15 protein-coding genes are annotated in these 18,003 nt (G+C 73.3%); 5 read left to right on the plus strand and 10 right to left on the minus strand.

The window, feature by feature from the left end; all coding sequences use genetic code 11:
• The first annotated feature begins 144 nt into the window (after positions 1 to 144).
• Genes ACX9MN_RS23610 through ACX9MN_RS23620 form a run of 3 tightly spaced genes read left to right on the plus strand, consistent with a single transcriptional unit; the run spans position 145 to position 3,043 of the window.
• Positions 145 to 1,245, plus strand: a complete 1,101-nt coding sequence (locus tag ACX9MN_RS23610; RefSeq protein ID WP_331303481.1) for an ABC transporter substrate-binding protein — start codon at positions 145 to 147, stop codon at positions 1,243 to 1,245.
• 8 nt (positions 1,246 to 1,253) lie between these two features.
• The gene (locus ACX9MN_RS23615) at positions 1,254 to 2,258 is read left to right on the plus strand and encodes an ABC transporter permease (protein WP_489725606.1); all 1,005 of its coding nucleotides are present in this window, start codon (positions 1,254 to 1,256) and stop codon (positions 2,256 to 2,258) included.
• Positions 2,252 to 3,043 carry an ABC transporter ATP-binding protein gene (locus tag ACX9MN_RS23620; RefSeq protein ID WP_489725607.1) on the plus strand — a complete coding sequence of 264 codons (792 nt, stop codon included), beginning with the start codon at positions 2,252 to 2,254 and terminating at the stop codon, positions 3,041 to 3,043. The genes ACX9MN_RS23615 and ACX9MN_RS23620 overlap by 7 nt, the downstream gene beginning before the upstream one ends.
• Positions 3,044 to 3,055: 12 nt before the next feature.
• Here ACX9MN_RS23620 and ACX9MN_RS23625 read toward each other — a convergent pair whose 3' ends face one another.
• The 4 genes from ACX9MN_RS23625 to ACX9MN_RS23640 all read right to left on the minus strand — a co-directional run bounded on the left by ACX9MN_RS23625 (position 3,056) and on the right by ACX9MN_RS23640 (position 7,427).
• Positions 3,056 to 4,414, minus strand: coding sequence for an MFS transporter (locus ACX9MN_RS23625; protein ID WP_056522792.1), 1,359 nt, complete (start codon positions 4,412 to 4,414; stop codon positions 3,056 to 3,058).
• A 40-nt stretch (positions 4,415 to 4,454) separates the two neighbouring features.
• Entirely contained in the window at positions 4,455 to 5,360 is a 906-nt protein-coding gene (locus tag ACX9MN_RS23630; protein ID WP_489725608.1) for an amidohydrolase family protein, read from the minus strand.
• A gap of 4 nt (positions 5,361 to 5,364) precedes the next feature.
• The gene (locus ACX9MN_RS23635) at positions 5,365 to 6,600 is read right to left on the minus strand and encodes an MFS transporter (RefSeq protein ID WP_489725609.1); all 1,236 of its coding nucleotides are present in this window, start codon (positions 6,598 to 6,600) and stop codon (positions 5,365 to 5,367) included.
• Positions 6,601 to 6,686: 86 nt separating this feature from the next.
• Positions 6,687 to 7,427 (minus strand): GntR family transcriptional regulator, encoded by a 741-nt coding sequence (locus tag ACX9MN_RS23640; RefSeq protein WP_331300162.1) that lies wholly within the window; start codon positions 7,425 to 7,427, stop codon positions 6,687 to 6,689.
• A 223-nt stretch (positions 7,428 to 7,650) separates the two neighbouring features.
• Here ACX9MN_RS23640 and ACX9MN_RS23645 point away from each other — a divergent pair, with 223 nt between their 5' ends.
• Both ACX9MN_RS23645 and katG read left to right on the plus strand, forming a co-directional pair.
• Complete coding sequence (locus tag ACX9MN_RS23645; protein WP_234081819.1) at positions 7,651 to 7,830, plus strand: hypothetical protein; 180 nt, start codon at positions 7,651 to 7,653, stop codon at positions 7,828 to 7,830.
• Between the two features lie 398 nt (positions 7,831 to 8,228).
• Positions 8,229 to 10,547: a catalase/peroxidase HPI gene (gene katG, locus ACX9MN_RS23650; RefSeq protein WP_489725610.1), complete on the plus strand. Its 2,319-nt coding sequence runs from the start codon at positions 8,229 to 8,231 to the stop codon at positions 10,545 to 10,547.
• 61 nt (positions 10,548 to 10,608) lie between these two features.
• Here the strand turns inward: katG and ACX9MN_RS23655 are convergent, their stop codons facing one another.
• The 6 genes from ACX9MN_RS23655 to ACX9MN_RS23680 all read right to left on the minus strand — a co-directional run bounded on the left by ACX9MN_RS23655 (position 10,609) and on the right by ACX9MN_RS23680 (position 17,993).
• Positions 10,609 to 11,763: a M20 aminoacylase family protein gene (locus tag ACX9MN_RS23655; RefSeq protein ID WP_489725611.1), complete on the minus strand. Its 1,155-nt coding sequence runs from the start codon at positions 11,761 to 11,763 to the stop codon at positions 10,609 to 10,611.
• A 78-nt stretch (positions 11,764 to 11,841) separates the two neighbouring features.
• Positions 11,842 to 13,212 carry a DUF3100 domain-containing protein gene (locus ACX9MN_RS23660; protein ID WP_447714991.1) on the minus strand — a complete coding sequence of 457 codons (1,371 nt, stop codon included), beginning with the start codon at positions 13,210 to 13,212 and terminating at the stop codon, positions 11,842 to 11,844.
• Positions 13,213 to 13,319: 107 nt separating this feature from the next.
• Positions 13,320 to 14,858 carry an aldehyde dehydrogenase family protein gene (locus ACX9MN_RS23665; protein WP_489725612.1) on the minus strand — a complete coding sequence of 513 codons (1,539 nt, stop codon included), beginning with the start codon at positions 14,856 to 14,858 and terminating at the stop codon, positions 13,320 to 13,322.
• Complete coding sequence (locus tag ACX9MN_RS23670; protein ID WP_489725613.1) at positions 14,858 to 15,742, minus strand: NAD(P)-dependent oxidoreductase; 885 nt, start codon at positions 15,740 to 15,742, stop codon at positions 14,858 to 14,860. Before ACX9MN_RS23670 ends, ACX9MN_RS23665 begins: the two co-directional genes overlap by 1 nt.
• A gap of 101 nt (positions 15,743 to 15,843) precedes the next feature.
• Positions 15,844 to 16,755, minus strand: coding sequence for a LysR family transcriptional regulator (locus ACX9MN_RS23675; protein ID WP_331300154.1), 912 nt, complete (start codon positions 16,753 to 16,755; stop codon positions 15,844 to 15,846).
• Positions 16,752 to 17,993 carry an amidohydrolase gene (locus ACX9MN_RS23680; RefSeq protein WP_489725614.1) on the minus strand — a complete coding sequence of 414 codons (1,242 nt, stop codon included), beginning with the start codon at positions 17,991 to 17,993 and terminating at the stop codon, positions 16,752 to 16,754. Before ACX9MN_RS23680 ends, ACX9MN_RS23675 begins: the two co-directional genes overlap by 4 nt.
• Between the last annotated feature and the right edge of the window lie 10 nt (positions 17,994 to 18,003).

Here is an 18,003-nt window from a genome sequence, read left to right on the forward strand (position 1 = left end):
GTCCCGCAGCGATCGAATACTCGGCACCCTGATCCCTCGACGGATCATTCCCGAAGACGAGGACGCCAGATCCGCCCGGTCGCGCCACCGGTGCGGTGACGCGCGCCGTTCCCGCCGCGCGGTCGCGCGGCCCGGAGACCCGAGATGACCGAAGCGCCCTCCCGACCGGGCAGCCCCTCCTCCGATCCATCGCCTTCCCGGCGGCGCCTGCTGCAGGTCGGCGCCGCGGCGGCCGCCCTGCCGCTCGGCCTCGGCATGGGCACCGGCCGCGCCTGGGCACCCGGACCGGGGGCGCCGTTCGACCCCGGCCCGCTCTGCCGACCCGCCGCCGCGGAGGCGCCCGCGGGCCCGCTCCGGACGGTCAAGCTGGCCTGGAACGCCACGGCCATCTGCACGGCGGCCGCGCCGCTCGCCAAGGAGCAGGGGATCTTCGCCCGGCACGGCCTCGACGTGGAGTTCGTCAATTTCGGCGGCTCGACCGAGGCCCTGCTGGAGGCGATCGCCACGGGCAAGGCCGATGCCGGGATCGGCATGGCCCTGCGCTGGCTCAAGCCCCTGGAACAGGGCTTCGACGTGAAGATCACCGCGGGGCTGCACGGCGGCTGCCTGCGGCTGCTCAGTGCCAAATCCTCCGGCATCGCCGACATCGCCGGGCTGAAGGGCAAGACGATCGCGATCAGCGACCAGGCGAGCCCGGCCAAGAACTTCTTCGGCCTGCTGCTCGCCAAGGCGGGGATCGATCCCGAGAGCGGGGTGGAGTGGCGGCAGTACCCGGCCGACCTGCTCAACCTCGCGGTGGAGAAGGGCGAGGCGCAGGCGCTGGCCGATTCCGACCCGCGGACCTGGATCTGGCTAAAGGACCCGCGCTTCACCGAGGTCGCCACCAACCTGTCGGGCGAGTTCGCCACCCGCACCTGCTGCGTCGTGGCCGCCCGCGGCAGCCTGATCCGGAACGACCGCGCGGTGGCGCGCGCGCTGACCCGGGCGATCCTGGAGGGCGGCCACGCCGTCCACCGGGATCCCGAGGCCGCCGCCCGGGCCTTCTCCGGCTACGGCGGCAAGGGCTCGATCGCGGATCTCGCCGCGATGCTGCGCAGCCAGCAGCACGGCGACAGCCCGGTCGGCGGCGATCTCAAGCAGCAGCTCGCGCTCTACGGGGACGAGCTGAAGCAGGTGAACGTCCTGCGGCGGTCCACCGACACGGCGAAGTTCGCCGAGCGGATCTACGCCGACGTGCTGAGCTGAGGCGCGCCATGTCCGGAAGCATCGCCGCCGGCGTCGCCCCGCGGGCCGCCGCCCCGTCCCGAAGGCTGCCGCGGCCGCCCTGGCGGATCGTCCTCGCGGGGGGCGCCTGGCTCGCCCTGGCCGGCGTGACCCTCGGCCTGCCCGAGGCGGACGACCTGCCCGAGACCGCGGCCCTCGGGTCCGCCGCGGCGGCGCTCGGCCTCGCCCTCCTGACGCTCGCGCCCCTGGCGACCCGCCTCGGCCCTCTCGGGTCGCGGCTACGGTACTGGAGCCCCTGGCTCTCGGTGCTGGCGGTGGCGCTGCTGGTCTGGGAGGCGGTCACGGCGAAGCTCGCCTTGCTGCCGATGCCGTTCTTCCCCTCGCCCCAGGCGATCCTGGAGGTCTTCCTCGACGACTGGCCGAAGCTCGGCGGCAGCATCCTCAACTCCCTGATCCTGCTCTCCGGCGGCTACGCCATCGGGGCGGCGACCGGCTTCGTCCTGGGCGTCGCCATCGGCACCTTCCGGGCGGTGGGCTACTGGGCCCACCCGGTGCTGCGCTTCGTCGGGCCGCTGCCGGCCACGGCGTGGCTGCCCCTCGCCTTCTTCGTCTTCCCGTCCTCGTGGTCGGCCAGCACCTTCCTGGTGGCGCTGGCGACCGGCTTCCCGGTCACGGTGCTGACCTGGTCGGGGGTGGCGGGCGTCAACAAGGCCTATTTCGACGTGGCGCGGACGCTCGGCGCCTCGCGCGGCTTCCTGATCCTGCGCGTGGCGATCCCGGCGGCGCTGCCGCACGTCTTCGTCGGGCTGTTCATGGGGCTCGGCGGCTCCTTCGCGGTGCTGGTCGTCGCCGAGATGCTCGGCGTGAAGTCTGGCCTCGGCTGGTACCTCCAGTGGGCGCAGGGCTGGGCCGCCTACGCCAACATGTACGCGGCGCTGATCGTGATGGCGCTGATGTGCTCCTCCCTGATCACGCTGCTGTTCCGCCTGCGCGACCGCCTGCTCGCGTGGCAGAAGGGGCTGGTGCAATGGTAGCCGCCGCGACCCTCGAACGCCCCGCCGCCCAGAGCGCCGGGGCCCGCCTGGCGGTCGAGGCCGTCAGCCACGCCTTCGCGATCCGCGGGGCGCCGCTGCCGGTCCTCGACCGGGTGAGCCTCGACGTGGAGCCCGGCGGCTTCGTGGCGCTGCTCGGCCCCTCGGGCTGCGGCAAGTCCACCCTGCTGCGGCTCGTCGCCGGCCTGGAGCCGCCCGACCAGGGCGCGATCCGGGTCGACGGCGACCTCGTCGAGGGGCCGGACCCGTCCCGGCTCCTCGTCTTCCAGGACCCGACGCTCTATCCGTGGCGGACCGTGCGCGGCAACGTCGCCCTGGGGCTGGAGGCCCGCGGCGTCGGGCGGTCGCGGGCGGCCCTCATCGACCAGGCGCTGGGGCTCGTCGGTCTCACAGGCTTCGCCGACGTCTACCCGCACCAGCTCTCCGGCGGCATGGCGCAGCGGGCGGCCCTCGCCCGGGCGCTCGTCAACGCGCCGCGGCTGCTGCTCCTCGACGAGCCGCTGGGCAAGCTCGACGCCCTGACGCGGCTCGCCATGCAGGCCGAGATCCTGCGGCTCTGGCAGGAGAAGCGCTTCACCGCGCTCCTCGTCACCCACGACGTCGAGGAGGCGCTGGTGCTGGCCGAGCGCGTGATCGTGCTCTCCGACCGCCCGGCCGCGATCCGGGCCGAGCTGCCCGTCGCGGCGCCCTATCCGCGCCACCGCGACGATGCCGAGATCGTGCGGCTGCGCCGGGAGATCCTGGGGATCCTCGGCCAGCCGACCTGACGGACCGCCGCCTCAGCCCCGGGCGATCGACGGGGTCGCCCCGACGGTCGCCGCCCGCGGCTGGTGCCGGCCGATCCAGAAGACCAGGGCGCAGCCGACGCCCGTGAGCGCGCAGAGCGGCAGCAGGGCGACGGGGAAGCTGCCGGTCTGCTCGCGCAGCACCCCGATCAGCGAGGTGATCGCCCCGGTGCCGAGATGCGCCAGGGTGTTGATCGCCGCGATGCCGGCGGCCGTCTGGGCCGGCGGCAGCGTCTCCGTGGCGAGGGCGAAGAACGGGCCCTTGATCGCGTAGTTGCCGAGCAGGACCAGCGAGAGCAGGACCAACGTCATCCAGAGCGAGCCCGTCAGGAGCGTCAGGGCAAAGCTCACCGAGGTCAGCGCCAGCGGCAGGGCCGTGCTCCAGATCCGCTCGCCGCTGCGGTCCGCCCGCAGGCCCCAGACGATCATGAAGACCGAAGCGATGCCGAACGGGATCATGTTCAGCAGGCCGGTCTGCAGGTTGCTGAGGCCGAACCCTTTGAGGATCTGCGGCATCCACAGCGACAGCGTGTTGCTGGTGGCCGAGCTGCCCGCGTAGATCACGGCGAGCAGCCAGACTTGCCGGCTCGCGAGCACCGCCCAGACCGCCGCGAGGCCGTGGGCGTGGTGCCCGGCGCTCGCCTCGGCGGCGCGCCGCTCGGTCTCCAGCCGGTCCGTCAGCCAGCCGCGCTCCGCCGGGCTCAGGAAGGTCGCCTCGGCCGGCCGGCTCGGCAGCAGCGCGAGGGCGGCGACGCCGAGCAGGACGGCCGGGACCGCCTCCATGATCAGCAGCCACTGCCAGCCGCGCAGGGACGCGGCGCCGTCGAGGGTGAGGAGCGCCGCCGAGAGCGGCGAGCCGAAGAAGCTGGAGAGCGGGATCGCGACCATGAACATCGCCACGATCCGCGCCCGGTAGGCCTTGGGGAACCAGTAGGTCAGGTACAGGATCACGCCGGGGAAGAACCCGGCCTCGGCCGCGCCGAGCAGGAAGCGGGCGGTGGCGAAGCTCAGCGGACCGGTGACGAAGGCCGAGCCGATGCCGACGAGCCCCCAGGTGATCATGATCCGCGCGATCCAGATCCGCGCGCCAACGCGCTCCATGGCGAGGTTGCTCGGCACCTCGAACAGGACGTAGGCGACGAAGAACAGGCCGCCGCCCAGGCCGAAGGCCGCGGCGGAGAGGCCGAGATCGTGGTTCATGGTCAGCGCCGCGAAGCCGACATTCACCCGGTCGACGTAGGCGATGAAGTAGCAGAGCACGAGGAAGGGGATCAGGCGCAGGCCGACCTTCCGCATCGTTCGGCTCTCGAAGGCGGCCGCGTCCGCCGCGTGTGGCGTGGTCGGTGTTGCCATGGTCCTGTCCTCGCTGGAATTCGGGCGGGCCCGCCTCGGCCTAGCGGTCGAAGCGGAAGAGTTCGGCGGGCGTCTCGGCCAGGACGATCCGGCGCTCGGCCGGGTCCGGCACCCAGGCGTCGAGGTCGCGCCGGGCCTCGGCCGGGCTGGCCTGGGTCTCGAACTGCGTGTGCGGCCAGTCGCTGCCCCAGAGCAGGCGCCGCGCCCCGAAGGCGCCGCGCAGGCGCTCGGCGGCCTGCACCGCCGTCTGCCGGCCGGCCTCGCCGCTGCCGATGCGGTAGGCGCCCGAGAGCTTGACCCAGACGCGGCCGCCGCGGCCGAAGCCGAGCAGGTCGGCGAAGCCCGGATCGGCGATGCCGAGGGCGGGGTCGATCCGGCCGAAATGGTCGACCACCACGGGGACGCCCGCCGCGATCAGCGGCGGCAGCAGCCGCGCGAGGCGCCGCGCCTCGGCCTGGACCTCGATCTGCCAGCCGAGATCCGCGACGCGCGCGAGGTGGGCGCGCCAGACCGGGCTGGCGAAATCCGGGTCCGGCCGGCCGATCAGGTTGAGGCGCAGGCCGACGACGCCCTGCCCGGCGAGGTCGCGCAGGGTCGCGGTCTCGGCCTCCGGGGCCAGCACGGCGATGCCGCGCAGCCGCTCCGGCGCGGAGCGCAGGGCCGAGACCATGTAGCCGTTGTCGGTGCCGAGGAAGCTCGGCTGGATCAGCACGCCGCGCGCCATGCCGTTCCGGTCCAGCATGGCGCGGTAATCGGCGATGCTCGCGTCGTAGTCGGGGGCGTAGCGCCGGTCGCCCGTGAGGGTGAGGGAGCGGGTGAAGACGTGGGCGTGGGTGTCCACCGCAGCGACGCCGTCGTCGGCGGTCCCGGCCGCGCGGCCGCGGGCGGGGAGTGCGAGCGTGACGCCGCCCGCGAGCAGGGTGCGGCAGAAGTGGCGCCGGTTCATCGGATCATCTCACGGTCTGGGGGATCAGCGCGCCGCCGGGCTGCCGATCCGGCAGGAGCGCGACGGCGAGGAGGACGAGCCCGTAGGCGCCGAGGGCCGACAGGCCGATCGCCGGGCCGAGGCCGCAGATCTCGCTGAGCAGGCCGACGCCGAGGGGCAGCAGGCCGGAGGCGAGGCGGCCGGCGTTGTAGCAGAAGCCCATCCCGGTCCCGCACAGCCCGTCCGGGAAGAGCTCGCTGAACAGCGCCGCGAGACTCGCGGGGATTCCGGCCGTGCAGAAGCCGAGGGGCGCCCCGAGGAGGAGCAGGCCCGTGCCGCCGACCGGCAGCAGCAGGTACAGGACGACCAGGGCCATGCAGCCGGCGGCGTAGAGCGCCACGGTCCGGCGGCGGCCGAGCCGGTCCACGAGGCCGCCGGCGACGAGGCAGCCCAGACCGAAGGCCGCGATGATGATGGCGAGGTAGAGCCCGGTGCCGAGGACCGAGGCGCCGCGCTCGACGCTCAGGTAGGTGGGCAGCCAGGTGAACAGGGCGTGGAAGCCCCCGTGGGCGCCGAGGCCGAGCAGCGTCGCGAGCACCGTGATCCGGCGCAGGCCGGGCGCGAAGATCGCGAGCCCTCCGGCCCGTGACGGCGCCGGCCCTGCCACGGACCGGACCGGCTCGGGGACGGAGCGGCGGAGGTAGAGCAGGAGGAGTGCCGGCGCGAGGCCGCAGGCGAACAGGGCTCGCCAAGCGGTCTCCTGATCCAGCACCGAGAACGCCGCCGTGGACAGGAGCACGGCCGCGCCCCAGCCGAGCGCCCAGCCGCCCTGGACGGCGCCCAGCGCCCGGCCGCGGTGCTCGGGCCGGATCGCCTCCGCCATCAGCGCGGCGCCGGCCGCCCACTCGGCGCCGAAGCCGATCCCCTGCAGCGCCTTCAGGGTCAGCAGCTGGGCGAAGCTCTGCGCGAAGGCCGCCAGGAAGGTCGCGACCGCGAACCACAGCACCGTGATCTGGAGGGCCCGGACGCGGCCGATCCGATCCGCCGCGAGGCCGCCGAGCCATCCGCCGATCGCCGCCGCCACGAGCGTGACCGCGCCGATCAGGCCGGCCTCCGAGCGGCTCAGGCCGAAGCTCGCGACCAGCGCGGGAATGGCGAGGCTGAACATCTGCACGTCCAGGGCGTCGAGCGACCACCCGCCCAGACAGGCCCAGAAGGTGCGACGCTCGGCCGGACCGACCTCTCGGTACCAGCGGAACACGGGCTTTCCTCCGTCCTCCGAAGAGGACTAGTCATTTATATGAATAGATGAGCACGCGAGGGCCGGCACGTCAAGGCGCCCGCCTTTCAGCGGATGTCGACGTGATACCGGAAGTCCCGGGCAGCGCCGCGCGTCACCCGCCACTCGATCGGGCGGGCATCGAAGCCGTAGGCGAGGCGCTCGATGACGACGACCGGGTCTCCGTCGGCGATCGCGAGGCGCCCCGCATCGGTCGCGTCGGCGATGCCGACGGTCAGGGTCTCCTCGGCGCGGGCGACGATCTCGCCGCAGAGACGCTCGTAGGCGGGGTAGAGGAGGTCGCCGATCTGCGTCAGCGGGGCTTCGAGGAGCGGCGCGAACCGCGCGGCCGGCAGCCAGATCGTCTCGGACAGGATCGGGCGGCCCTGGAGGTGGCGTGTCCGGATCAGCCGGATCGCGTCGCCGCGCGCGTCCAGGCCGAGGGCCTCGCGGACGGTCGCTGGGGCCGGACAGGCCTCGCGCGACAGGATCCGGCCCTCCGGCACGGCCTGCGTGCCGTCCGGGCCGAGATGCCGGAAGAACCGGAACAGGGACCGGTCGAAGCGCGGCCGCCGAACGAAGGTGCCGCGGCCCTGCTGCCGCTCGACGAGGCCGTCGGCGACGAGGACGTCGATCGCCTTGCGCACGGTGCCGATGGCGACGCGGTGGGTCGCCGCCAGTTCCGCCTCCGTGGGGATCGGTTCGCCCGACCGCCAGACGTTGCGGGCGATCTGGAAGGCGATCTCGTCCCGCAGGCGCTGGTAGAGCGGCAAGCGGAGATCGGGCTGGGGTGCGGTCACGACGGTCATGTGTATGACTGTATGACTATCGGCGGCAGGCGCCAATGGGCGACGGAGCGGTGCCGGCGCGCGCCGATCCCCTGGTCCACAGCGTCGCAGTACAGGACCCATTCGCCGGGCCGCGGGTTTCCGCCGGGATTTCCCGGGATCATGGTCCAGCGAGGCGCGGATGGTCGAATATCGTACGTCTCGAGAGACCCGTCAGGGTCGGCGCGGCAGGCCGGTTCTGGTCGTGCTCCTCGTGAGTGTGGGGTTGATGGTCGCCGCCCTGGCCGGCCTGATGATCTGGCAGGGTGAGACCGCGCCGCCCGACTACGCCAGCCAGAGTCAGGCCGCCGCCCGCAAGGTCGTCACCGGCTCCGAGAGCGGGTCAATCAGCGCCCCGCCGGCCGGGACGCGATCCACGCCCTGACCGACGTCGACCGGCGCCGGCCGTTTCGATCGGTCCGCGCGGGGACAGGACCTCCCCCCGCGAGACGACCATCATGACGGTCGGCCCACAGCTCCAAGACGAAGGGCAATGCCCGGGCGCGGGCCGTTGTCGACGTCGAGTCGATGCCGGCTCTCCGCGACGGCGGCGACAGGGCAGATCGCGACAACGTCATCGCGGTCTCTGCGGGAGCCTCCACCGCAAGCCCGGCAAGACTTCGACGCCCCGCGCTTGATCCAGCCGGAGACCGCCTCATTTCGTCACGAGTCTCGAGCGCGACGGGAATCGCCTGAGGGTTCGGACCGCCTGCACCGCCCACCGCCTTCGACGTCCGGGCCCCGCGCGCCCGGCCGTCGCGCAACACCAAGGGGGACCACCCGATGAGCGAGACGATCGACAAGACGGACACGACGTCGTTTCACATGGCAGGCCAGTGTCCGTTCGGCGGCGACCGGATCGGCGGCGCCCACGGCAACCGGCCGACGCTGGAGAACTGGTATCCCCACCGCCTGCGGGTGGAAGTGCTCCACCAGAACGGGCTGGCGGCCGATCCCCTCGGCCCGGATTTCGACTACGCGGCCGAGTTTGCCAAGATCGACTTCGACGCGCTCAAGCGCGACATCAAGCAGTTCCTGACCTCGTCGGTGGAGTGGTGGCCGTCCGACTACGGCAATTACGGCCCGCAGATGATCCGCATGGCCTGGCACTCGGCCGGCACCTACCGGATCGCCGACGGGCGCGGCGGCGCCGGCACCGGCATGCAGCGCTTCGCCCCGATCTCGAGCTGGTGGGACAACGGCAACACCGACAAATCGCGGCGCCTCCTGCAGCCGATCAAGCACAAGTACGGCAACGCCCTGTCGTGGGCCGACCTCATGGTGCTCACCGGCAACTGCGCCCTCGAGATCATGGGCCTGCCGACCTACGGCTTCGCCGCCGGCCGCCTCGACGCCTGGGAGGCGGACGACGCGACCTACTGGGGACCGGAGGTCGTCGAGATGGGCTCGGTCTCGAGCTTCGACGACATGGTCAACCGCGACAAGCGCTGGCGGGGCAAGAACGGCGACGCCGATTACGACCTCGAGAACCCGCTGGCCGCCTCGCACCAGGCGCTGATCTACGTGAACCCGGAGGGCCCCTACGCCAGCGGCGATCCGCTGGCCTCCGCGCGCGACATCCGGATCACCTTCACCCGCATGGCGATGAACGACGAGGAGACCGTGGCGCTGATCGCGGGCGGCCACGCCTTCGGCAAGAGCCACGGCATGGTGCCGGCCAAGGAGATCGGGCCGCCGCCCGAGATGGCGCCGATGGAGGCGATGGGGCTGGGCTGGCACAACCCGAAGGGCACCGGCTCCGGCAAGGACACGATGACCAACGGCATCGAGGGCAGCTGGACCCCGGATCCGACGAAGTGGGACAACGCCTACCTGGAGAACCTCTTCAAGTTCGAGTGGGAGCAGACCAAGAGCCCGGCGGGCGCCCTGCAGTGGACGCCGAAGGATCCCGCCGCGCCGAAGACGCCGGACGCCCACGTCTCCGGCCAGATGCACCCGCTGATGATGATGACGTCCGACATCGCCCTGAAGGTCGATCCCGACTACCGCAAGGTCTGCGAGAAGTTCCTCAACGACTTCGACGCCTTCACCCAGGCCTTCTCCAAGGCGTGGTACAAGCTTACCCACCGCGACATGGGTCCGAAGCACCGCTACCTCGGCCCGGAGGTCGTGATCGAGGACGGGCTCCTGTGGCAGGACCCGCTGCCCGAGCGGGACTACGACCTCGTCGGCGAGGCGGAGATCGCCGCGCTGAAGCAGGCGATCTCCGGCACGGGCCTGTCGGTCTCGGATCTCGCCTTCACGGCCTTCTCGGCGGCCTCGACCTACCGCGACAGCGACAAGCGCGGCGGGGCCAACGGCGGCCGCCTCGCCCTCGCGCCGCAGAAGGACTGGGCCGTCAACCGGCGGGCCGCGCCCGTAGTCGAGGCCCTGCGCGGCGTGATGGCGACCTTCAACGGCGGCCGCAGCGACGGCAAGAAGATCTCGCTGGCGGATCTGATCGTGCTGGGCGGCTGCGTCGCCGTGGAGAAGGCGGCCCGCGATGCCGGGGTCGAGACGCCGGTCCCGTTCACGCCGGGCCGGGTGGACACGACCCAGGCGCTCACCGACCTCGAGATGTTCGAGTGGCTGAAGCCGGTGGTGGACGGGTTCCGCAACTACGTCGACGACGGCTTCGGGCAGATGACGCGCAGCGTCTCGCCGGAGGAGATGTTCCTCGACAAGGCGAACCTGCTGACGCTGACGGCCCCGGAATGGACCGTCCTGACCGGCGGCCTGCGCGCGCTCAACGCCAACCACGACGGGTCGAGCCGGGGCGTCCTGACCGACCGGGTCGGGGCGCTGACGACCGACTTCTTCCGCAACCTGACCGACGTCGATCTGGTCTGGGAGAAGGCGGATGCGGAGGGGATGACCTTCGCGCTCAAGGACCGCGCGAGCGGGCAGACGAAGTTCGAGGCGACCCGCAGCGACCTCGTCTTCGGGTCGAACGCGCAGCTCCGGTCCATCGCCGACGCCTACGCGGGCAGCGACGGCCAGCGGCGCTTCGTGGCGGACTTCGTCAAGGCCTGGGACAAGGTCATGATGCTCGACCGCTTCGACGTGAAGGGTCACCGGCGCTACGGGCCGATGGCGGCCTGACGCCCGCCATCGGGATCGCCCGCGCCTCCGGCGCGGGCGATCTCCCAGGGTGCGCGCCGCGTCACTGCCTGAGGCTGTGCGCCCCCAGCGCGGCCCAGTAGGCGGCGCCGACCGGCAGGGCCTCGTCGTTGAAGTCGTAGCCCGGATTGTGGAGCGGCAGGCTCTTGCGCGTCCCGTCGGTCCCGATCCACGCGTAGGCGCCGGGGCAGGCCTCCAGCATGTAGGCGAAATCCTCCGACGCCATGGAGGGTCCGACCTCGCCCCGGCGCGCGGTGATGTCCGGGACGGCCCCGGCCGCCTCCAGGGCGGTGCCGACGGCGTCGGCGGTGTTGACGGTGGCGGGGTAGCCGAACCGGTAGTCCACCTCCGCGCGGGCGCCGTGCGTGGCGGCCGTCCCGCCCGCGATCGCCTCGACGAGTTCGGCCACGCGCTTGCGCACGGCCTCGTCCAGGCAGCGGACCGTGCCGCGGATGACCGCGCGCTCGGGGATGACGTTGTAAGCATCGCCGCCGTGAATCTGCGTGACGCTGAGCACGACCGGGTCCGTGGGGGCGATCCGGCGGCTCACGATGGTCTGCAGGGCCAGGACGATCTCAGAGGCGACCACCAGCGTGTCGGTGCCGCGCTCCGGCATGGCCGCGTGGGTACCGAACCCGGTGACCGCGATCTCGAACGTGTCGAGGGAGGCCATGATGGCGCCGACCCGGGTCGCGAAGGTCCCCAGCGGCAAACCCGGCCAGTTGTGCAGGCCGTAGACGGAATCGCACGGGAACAGCCGGAACAGGCCGTCCTCGACCATGGCGCGCCCGCCGCCCTCGCACTCCTCCGCCGGCTGGAAGATGAAGTGGACCGTCCCGGACAAGTCGGTGCGCGACGCGAGGTGCCGGGCCGCGCCGAGCAGCATCGCCACGTGGCCGTCATGGCCGCAGGCATGCATCACGCCGGGCGTCCGGGAGGCGTGAGCAGCGCCCGTCGCCTCCTGGATCGGCAGGGCGTCCATGTCGGCGCGCAGGCCGATGGTCGGGCCGTCGCCCCGGCTCAGGGTCCCGACCACGCCGGTGCGCCCGAGCCCGGTCTTCACCGACAGGCCGCAGGCGGCCAGTTCCCGGGCGACGAGATCCGCCGTGCGGACCTCCTGGAAGGCCAGCTCGGGATGGGCGTGCAGGTCGCGCCGCCACGCGACCATCCGCTCCACGGTCTCCGCCTCGATGCGCATGCGATCTCTCTCAGATACGGGAGGCTGCCGAAGCGCCTCGATCCCCCGCCCGGACCCTACGCCGATCGGCGCGGCGGTTCACCCCAGCGGCGGGTGCATGAAGAACTGCGCGATGAGGGCCGCGCCGAGGAAGGTCCCGGCATTGGCCATGAACGAGACCACGACGATCCGCCAGCCGAGGCGGCGGAAGGCGGGCACGTCCTTGGCGACCGAGAGCCCCGCGAAGGTCAGGATCGGCGTGGCGAGCGCCAGGAAGTTGAGCTTGCCGGTCAGGGCGGCGATCTCGGCGGCGTAGGGCGTCCCGGGATAGGTCAGCGCCATGCCGATGATCGACACCCAGAGGACGGCGGGCAGGCGCCGGCCGAGGAGCAGGTACAGGCCCCAGCCGGCGAGCACGGTGCCGATGATGATCGCCATCCCGGCCACGACGCTCGCGTCGGGGACGATTCCGTAGGTCAGCCAGTTGCCGATGAGCCCGTAGGCGCCGATCAGGATCCAGGCGAGCACGGTCTCGCCGAGGCCGATCCGCACCTCCCCGTGGGCCGGCTGATGGGCCGGCGCCTGCGGGTCGGCGGCCGCCGGGCGGGCGGCGTCCGGCCGGTTGCGGCCGAGGATCGGCTCCAGCTTGCCGTAGGCCCAGATCGTGAAGGGCAGCGACAGGAACAGGGTGAAGTACGTGCCGATCGTGGTGGTCACGAGGTTGCTGGCGGCCGCGAAGGTGGCGACGTCCTTGGCGACCTCGGGCGTCTGCTGGGCCGCGATCGCCCCCGAGGCCGCGGCCATCATGCTGCCGGAGCCGACCCCGGCCCCCATCGCCAGCGCCAGCGGGTTGAAGATGCCGAGGCTGGTGATCAGCCCGGCCAGCAGGGCGATGAACACCGCGCCGAACACCGTGCCGGTCAGGTACTCGGCCAGCACGCCGCGCCCCTCCGGCGAGTCCATGCCGTAGCGCTCGCCGATGATGGCGAGGCTGGGCTCGCGGCCGACCGAGAAGGTCGCGCCGATCGCCTCGCGCTTGATGCCGAGCAGGAGCGCCACCGGCAGGCCGAACACCATCGTGCCGAAGAAGTGGCCGAATTCCTGGAAGGCCAGGGCCCAGCCCGAGGCGAGGATCTTAGGCAGCGACCCGCCCACGAGCAGGCCGAGCTTGGCGATGAAGATCAGGAGCGCCGGCTGCAGGTAGGCGCCGGCCGCGTTCTGCAGGGCGCCCGACAGCCGCAGCGGCGCGGGCAGGCGCGGGCTCATCAGCCCCAGCGCGCCGCCCAGCAGCAGGGCCCAGAGCAGCGGGAGCAGCACGATCTTGCCGGCGCCCACCGGGATGCTGACGTTGCCGATCGCCTCCGCGATGACGACGATGACGAGGGCGAGCAGGAACAGCGTCAGCTTACCCCCGCCCGAGACGGGCGGCGCGACCGGCCGCGTGTTCGTCGCAAACAGTTCCCCCGCCATCGTCATCCTCCTTGGCCCCCCTCGGGGCTGCCCGTTGCTCCGCCTGCCGGTCTTGAGCGCCGGCTTGGCGTTAGATCGTCTCGGTCATTGCGCCCGTGGCGTCGGGCTCAGCCCACGTAGCCGAAGGTCACGGCCGGCGCGGCGGCGGTCTCGACCCAGACGCTCTTGGTCTGCGTGTAGGCCATCAGCGCCTCGCGGCCGGAGGAGCGGCCGAAACCCGAACGGCCGAAGCCGCCGAACGGCGAGGCCACGTTGATGGTCTTGTAGCCGTTCACCCAGACGGTGCCGGCCCGCAGCGCCGCCGCGACCCGGTGGCCGCGCCCGCCGTCGCGGGTCCAGACCGCGCCGGCGAGGCCGTAGGGCGTGCCGTTGGCCAGCGCGATCGCCTCGTCCTCGCCGTCGAACGGCAGGACCGCCAGGACCGGGCCGAACACCTCCTCCCGGGCGATCGCCGCGTCCGGCGCGACGCCGTCCACGATGGTCGGGCCGTAGTAGAAGCCGCCCGTGTCGCGTAAGGCGGCGGGGCAGGCCCCGCCGGTCGCGATCGTGGCGCCCGCCCCCGCGGCGGCCTCGACCATGTCGGCGATCTTGTCCCGCTGGCGCCGGTTGTTGATCGGGCCGATCTGCGTCTCCGGGTCGGTCGGCGCGCCCACGGGGATGCGCGCGGCGGCGCGGGACAGGCGCTCGACGAAGGACGCGTGGATCGAGCGGTGCACGAGGAGCCGGGAGCCCGCCACGCAGCTCTGGCCGGCGCCGCCGAAGATCGCGGCCTGCGCGCCGATCAGCGCCCGGTCGAGGTCGGCGTCGGCGAACACGATGTTGGCCGACTTGCCGCCGAGCTCCAGCACGCTCGGCACGATGGCGCGGGCCGCCGCGGCGGCGATCTGCGCGCCCGCCTCGGCCGAGCCGACGAACACGACGAGCCGCGTCTCGGGATGGGCGACCGCGGCGGCGCCGGTGGTCGGGCCGGCGCCCGCCAGCACCGAGACGAGGCCGCGCGGCATCCCCTCGGCCCGGTCGCAGAGCACGCCCAACGCCAGCGAGGTCAGGGGCGTCAGTTCGGAGGGCTTCAGCACCACGGCGTTGCCGGCGCAGATCGCCGGCGCGATCTGCCAGCCCGCGGTGAAGATCGGCGCGTTCCAGGGGGTGATCTGCACCACGGTGCCGAAGGGCTCGTGGCGGGTGTAGTTCAGGTGCGAGGTCGGGACCGGGATGACGTCGCCGTGCAGCTTGTCGCACCAGCCGGCGTAGTACTCGAACATCTCGGCGACCTTGGCGACCTCGCCGCGGGTGTCGCGGATCGGCTTGCCGGCCGAGAGGGTCTCCAGCTCGGCGAGCGCGCCGGCATGCTGCCGGACCAGGGCGGCGACCGCCCACATCGCGCGACCGCGGGCGGCAGCGGTCATCCCCCACCACGCGCGCTGGGCGTCGCGAGCCGCCGCCATGGCGGCCTCGACGACCGACGGGCCGGCATCGGCGAAGGTCGCGAGCACGCCGCCGTCGGCGGGGTTGGTGAGATCGAGGGCGGCGCCGGTCCCGGCGAGGACCTCGCCGGCCACGACGCTGCCGATGCGGCCGCCCGGCAGCAGGTCGGCCAGGAGGGCGGCGACCCGGTCGGCGGCGGGCGAGTGCGGCGTGCCGGACATCAGTGGGCTCCCTTGGGATCGCGGTAATCGGCCATGCGGGTGAAGTCGGCCGTGTCGGGGATGGCGGGTTGCGTCGCCTGCCAGATCCGCTTCACCTCGGCGGAGAGCGGCAGGTCGATCCCGCATTCGGCGGCGAGTTCGAGGGCGAGGCGCACGTCCTTGCGCATCAGGCCGGCCGAGAAGCCGCTGTCGAACGTGCCGGACTGGACCCAGCGCGGGACCATGACCTCGCTGATCGCGCTGCGGCCGGTCGCGGTGTTGACGACCTTGACGGCCTCCTCGGCCGAGAGGCCCGCCGCCTCGGAGAGGCGCAGGGCCTCGCCTGTGGTCACGAGATGGGCCGCCACCAGCAGGTTGTTGACGAGCTTGACGATGTTGCCGGCGCCCGACGGCCCGACATGCGGCGCGCGGGCCGACATGGCCTCCAGGACCGGACGGGCGAGTTCGTAATCCGCCTCGGCGCCGCCGATCATCATGGTCAGGGTGCCCTCGGCGGCGCCGGACGGGCCGCCGCTCACGGGGGCGTCGAGGAGGGCGTGACCGGCCGCGGCAAGGCGCTCGGCGAGGCGGCGGGTCGTGCCGGGATCCGAGGTTGAGGTGTCGATCACCACCACCTTCCGGTCGGTCCGGGACAGGAGCCCGCCCTCCGCGGTGACCACCGCCTCCACGTCCCGCGCCAGCGGCAGCGAGAACACCAGGGCGTCGGCCCGGCCGAGCACGTCGTTGAGGGCGTCGAGGACTGTCACGCCGGCCGCCTCGGCGGCGGGGCGCCGGGCCGGACTGAGGTCGTAGCCCTGGACCGCGAAGCCCTTGCGGGCCAGGGTCGCGGCCATGCCCAGACCCATGTTACCGAGCCCGACGACGCCTACCGTTGCGATGGTCATGCCGATCCGTCCTCACGAAGCGGCACGATAGTTCCGGCAAACGAGCGTTGCGACAACAACCGATTTCTGCACGAGGCGTGCGGAAAATCCGCACGCTCTCGTCACGCCGGCGGCGGCCGGAACGCCACCATGTGGTCGGCCAGCCAGCCGAGCAGCCGCGCCGCGCCCTCCGGCAGGCGCCGCCCCGCGCGGACGACGAGGTGGGCGCTCGCCTCCGACAGGATGGCGTCGCGCAGGGGAACCGCCTCAAGGAGACCGTCGCGCAGCTCGGCCGCGACCACGAAGCGGGGCAGGAACGCGACGCCCATGGCGGCCATCACGAAGCGGCGGTGCAGCTCGAAGGACGCCGTCTCCAGCCGCGGCACCAGCCGGAATCCGCCGTCGGCCTCGACGCGGCCGATCAGCTGCCGGACCCCGTGGTCGGGGGGCAGGAGGGCGGCGGGTTCGGTGGCGAAGCTGCGCAGCGGGACCGGCGCCGCCCCGTCGGCGAGGGGATGCCCCATCGGCAGGACGGCGAGGAGCGGCTGCCGGGCGGAGACGATCCCGCGGACGTCCGGGTGCGCGGGCGGGTTGTAGACGAGGCCGATATCCGCGTCCCCCCGGGCGATCGCCGCGAGGATCCCGTCGGTCGTTCCGATCTCGACCTGATAGGCGATGCCCGGATGGTCCTGGGCGAAGCCGGCCAGGGCGTTGTCGAGGAGGTCGATCAGGAAGCCGGCGCCGCAGCGCAGGCTGACCGTGCCCCGCTGCACCCCGCGCAGGCGCTTCAGCTGGTCCTCCAGCAGGGCCGCCTCGTCGGCTTGCCGCTGCGCGTGCTCGGCGACGAGGCGGCCGGCCTCGGTGGGGACCACGCCCCGGGGCAGGCGCTCGAGCAGGGTCTCGCCGACCTGCGCCTCCAGCTCGATGATCTGCCGGCTCACCGCCGAGGCGGCGACGTTCAGGACATCGGCGGCCGCCCGGACCGAGCCCGCGCGCACGACGGCCAGCAGGTAGCGCAGCGCGCGGTCGTTCACGGCGGCGGGTCCCCGGCGGCCGCGCCGCGCCGGTCGACCGCGACGGCGCCCCGCGCCACGACCAGCACGGGCTCCTGGCGCTCCACGATCACCTGCGGCACGCCGCCGGCCGCGAAGGCGATCAGGTCGGCCCGCCCGCCGGGCGCCACCGTGCCCGGGCCGAGGCCCAGCACCCGCGCCGGGACGGCGGTGATCGGCGCCAGCAACGCCGCGAGGTCCGCGTCGGTGCGCAGGTCGAACCGGTAGGCGGCGAGCTGGGCGCGGGCGACCATGCCGGTGACCGTGGCGGGGTTCCAGCAGTCGCGGACGTTGTCGGTGCCGAGGCAGACCGGGACGCCGAGTTCGCGCAGCCGCGGGATCGGCGGGCATCGGGCCCCGCCCGGCACGCTGCTGAGGATCGCGACGCCGGCCCGGTTCAGGGCCTCGGCGATCCGGCCGAGTTCCAGGTCGTCGGCCTCCGCGAGGGCGAAGGCGTGGCTGATCGTGACCTGCCCGCCGAGCCCGGCCGCCGCTGTCCGGGCCGCGATCGCCGCGATCGTGGCGAGTCCGGCCGCGCCGCCCTCGTGGAGATGGATGTCGATGCCCCGCCCGTGCCGCTCGGCCAGGGCGAAGACGATGTCCAGGTGACCGTCGCGGTCTCCGTCGATGCCGACGGGATCGAGGCCGCCGACGAGGTCCGCGCCCATCCGCAGGGCCGCGTCCAGGTCGTCGGCGACCGGCGGGCAGCCCAGGATCCCGCTCTGCGGGAAGGCGACGATCTGGATCTGCAGGCGGTCGGCCCAGCGCGCCCGCAGGTCGAGGATCTGGGCGAGGTGGTCGAGCCGCGTGACGTCGTCGACGTCGACATGGGTCCGCAGGCTCGTCGTGCCGCCGCGGAGCATGCGTTCGAGCAGCGCCTCGGCGCCCTGCTCGGCGAGCGGGATCCGCGTGGCGCGGCGGAACGCCTTCTCGTCGTCGATGATCGCGCGGACGGACCCCGCCGCCGCGTGCGGGCGCCACGGCAGGCCGAGCAGGCACTTGTCGAGGTGGACGTGCCCGTCCGACAGGCCCGGCAGCACCAGGGCGCCGCCGAGATCGATCGTGCGGCCGGCGGGCGGGAGCGGCGCGCCGGGATCCCGCAGCGCCGCCACGCGGTCGCCCCGGATGTCGATCGTCGCCCGGCTTCCCTCGGCGAGCGCGGCGTCGTGGAGGCGCAGGTCGCAGGGGGCGTCCCAGCGCGGTTCGGTGCTCGGCGTCATGGCGGGGCTT

The organism is Methylobacterium sp. 1A (assembly GCF_058072805.1).

Excerpts from the sequence above, each read along its gene's own strand:
- ACX9MN_RS23610 (WP_331303481.1), top strand. The coding sequence starts at position 145 with ATGACCGAAGCGCCCTCCCGACCGGGCAGCCCCTCCTCCGATCCATCG.
- ACX9MN_RS23615 (WP_489725606.1), top strand. The coding sequence starts at position 1,254 with ATGTCCGGAAGCATCGCCGCCGGCGTCGCCCCGCGGGCCGCCGCCCCG.
- ACX9MN_RS23620 (WP_489725607.1), top strand. The coding sequence starts at position 2,252 with ATGGTAGCCGCCGCGACCCTCGAACGCCCCGCCGCCCAGAGCGCCGGG.
- ACX9MN_RS23625 (WP_056522792.1), bottom strand. The coding sequence starts at position 4,414 with ATGGCAACACCGACCACGCCACACGCGGCGGACGCGGCCGCCTTCGAG.
- ACX9MN_RS23630 (WP_489725608.1), bottom strand. The coding sequence starts at position 5,360 with ATGAACCGGCGCCACTTCTGCCGCACCCTGCTCGCGGGCGGCGTCACG.
- ACX9MN_RS23640 (WP_331300162.1), bottom strand. The coding sequence starts at position 7,427 with ATGACCGTCGTGACCGCACCCCAGCCCGATCTCCGCTTGCCGCTCTAC.
- katG (WP_489725610.1), top strand. The coding sequence starts at position 8,229 with ATGAGCGAGACGATCGACAAGACGGACACGACGTCGTTTCACATGGCA.
- ACX9MN_RS23655 (WP_489725611.1), bottom strand. The coding sequence starts at position 11,763 with ATGCGCATCGAGGCGGAGACCGTGGAGCGGATGGTCGCGTGGCGGCGC.
- ACX9MN_RS23660 (WP_447714991.1), bottom strand. The coding sequence starts at position 13,212 with ATGGCGGGGGAACTGTTTGCGACGAACACGCGGCCGGTCGCGCCGCCC.
- ACX9MN_RS23665 (WP_489725612.1), bottom strand. The coding sequence starts at position 14,858 with ATGTCCGGCACGCCGCACTCGCCCGCCGCCGACCGGGTCGCCGCCCTC.
- ACX9MN_RS23670 (WP_489725613.1), bottom strand. The coding sequence starts at position 15,742 with ATGACCATCGCAACGGTAGGCGTCGTCGGGCTCGGTAACATGGGTCTG.
- ACX9MN_RS23680 (WP_489725614.1), bottom strand. The coding sequence starts at position 17,993 with ATGACGCCGAGCACCGAACCGCGCTGGGACGCCCCCTGCGACCTGCGC.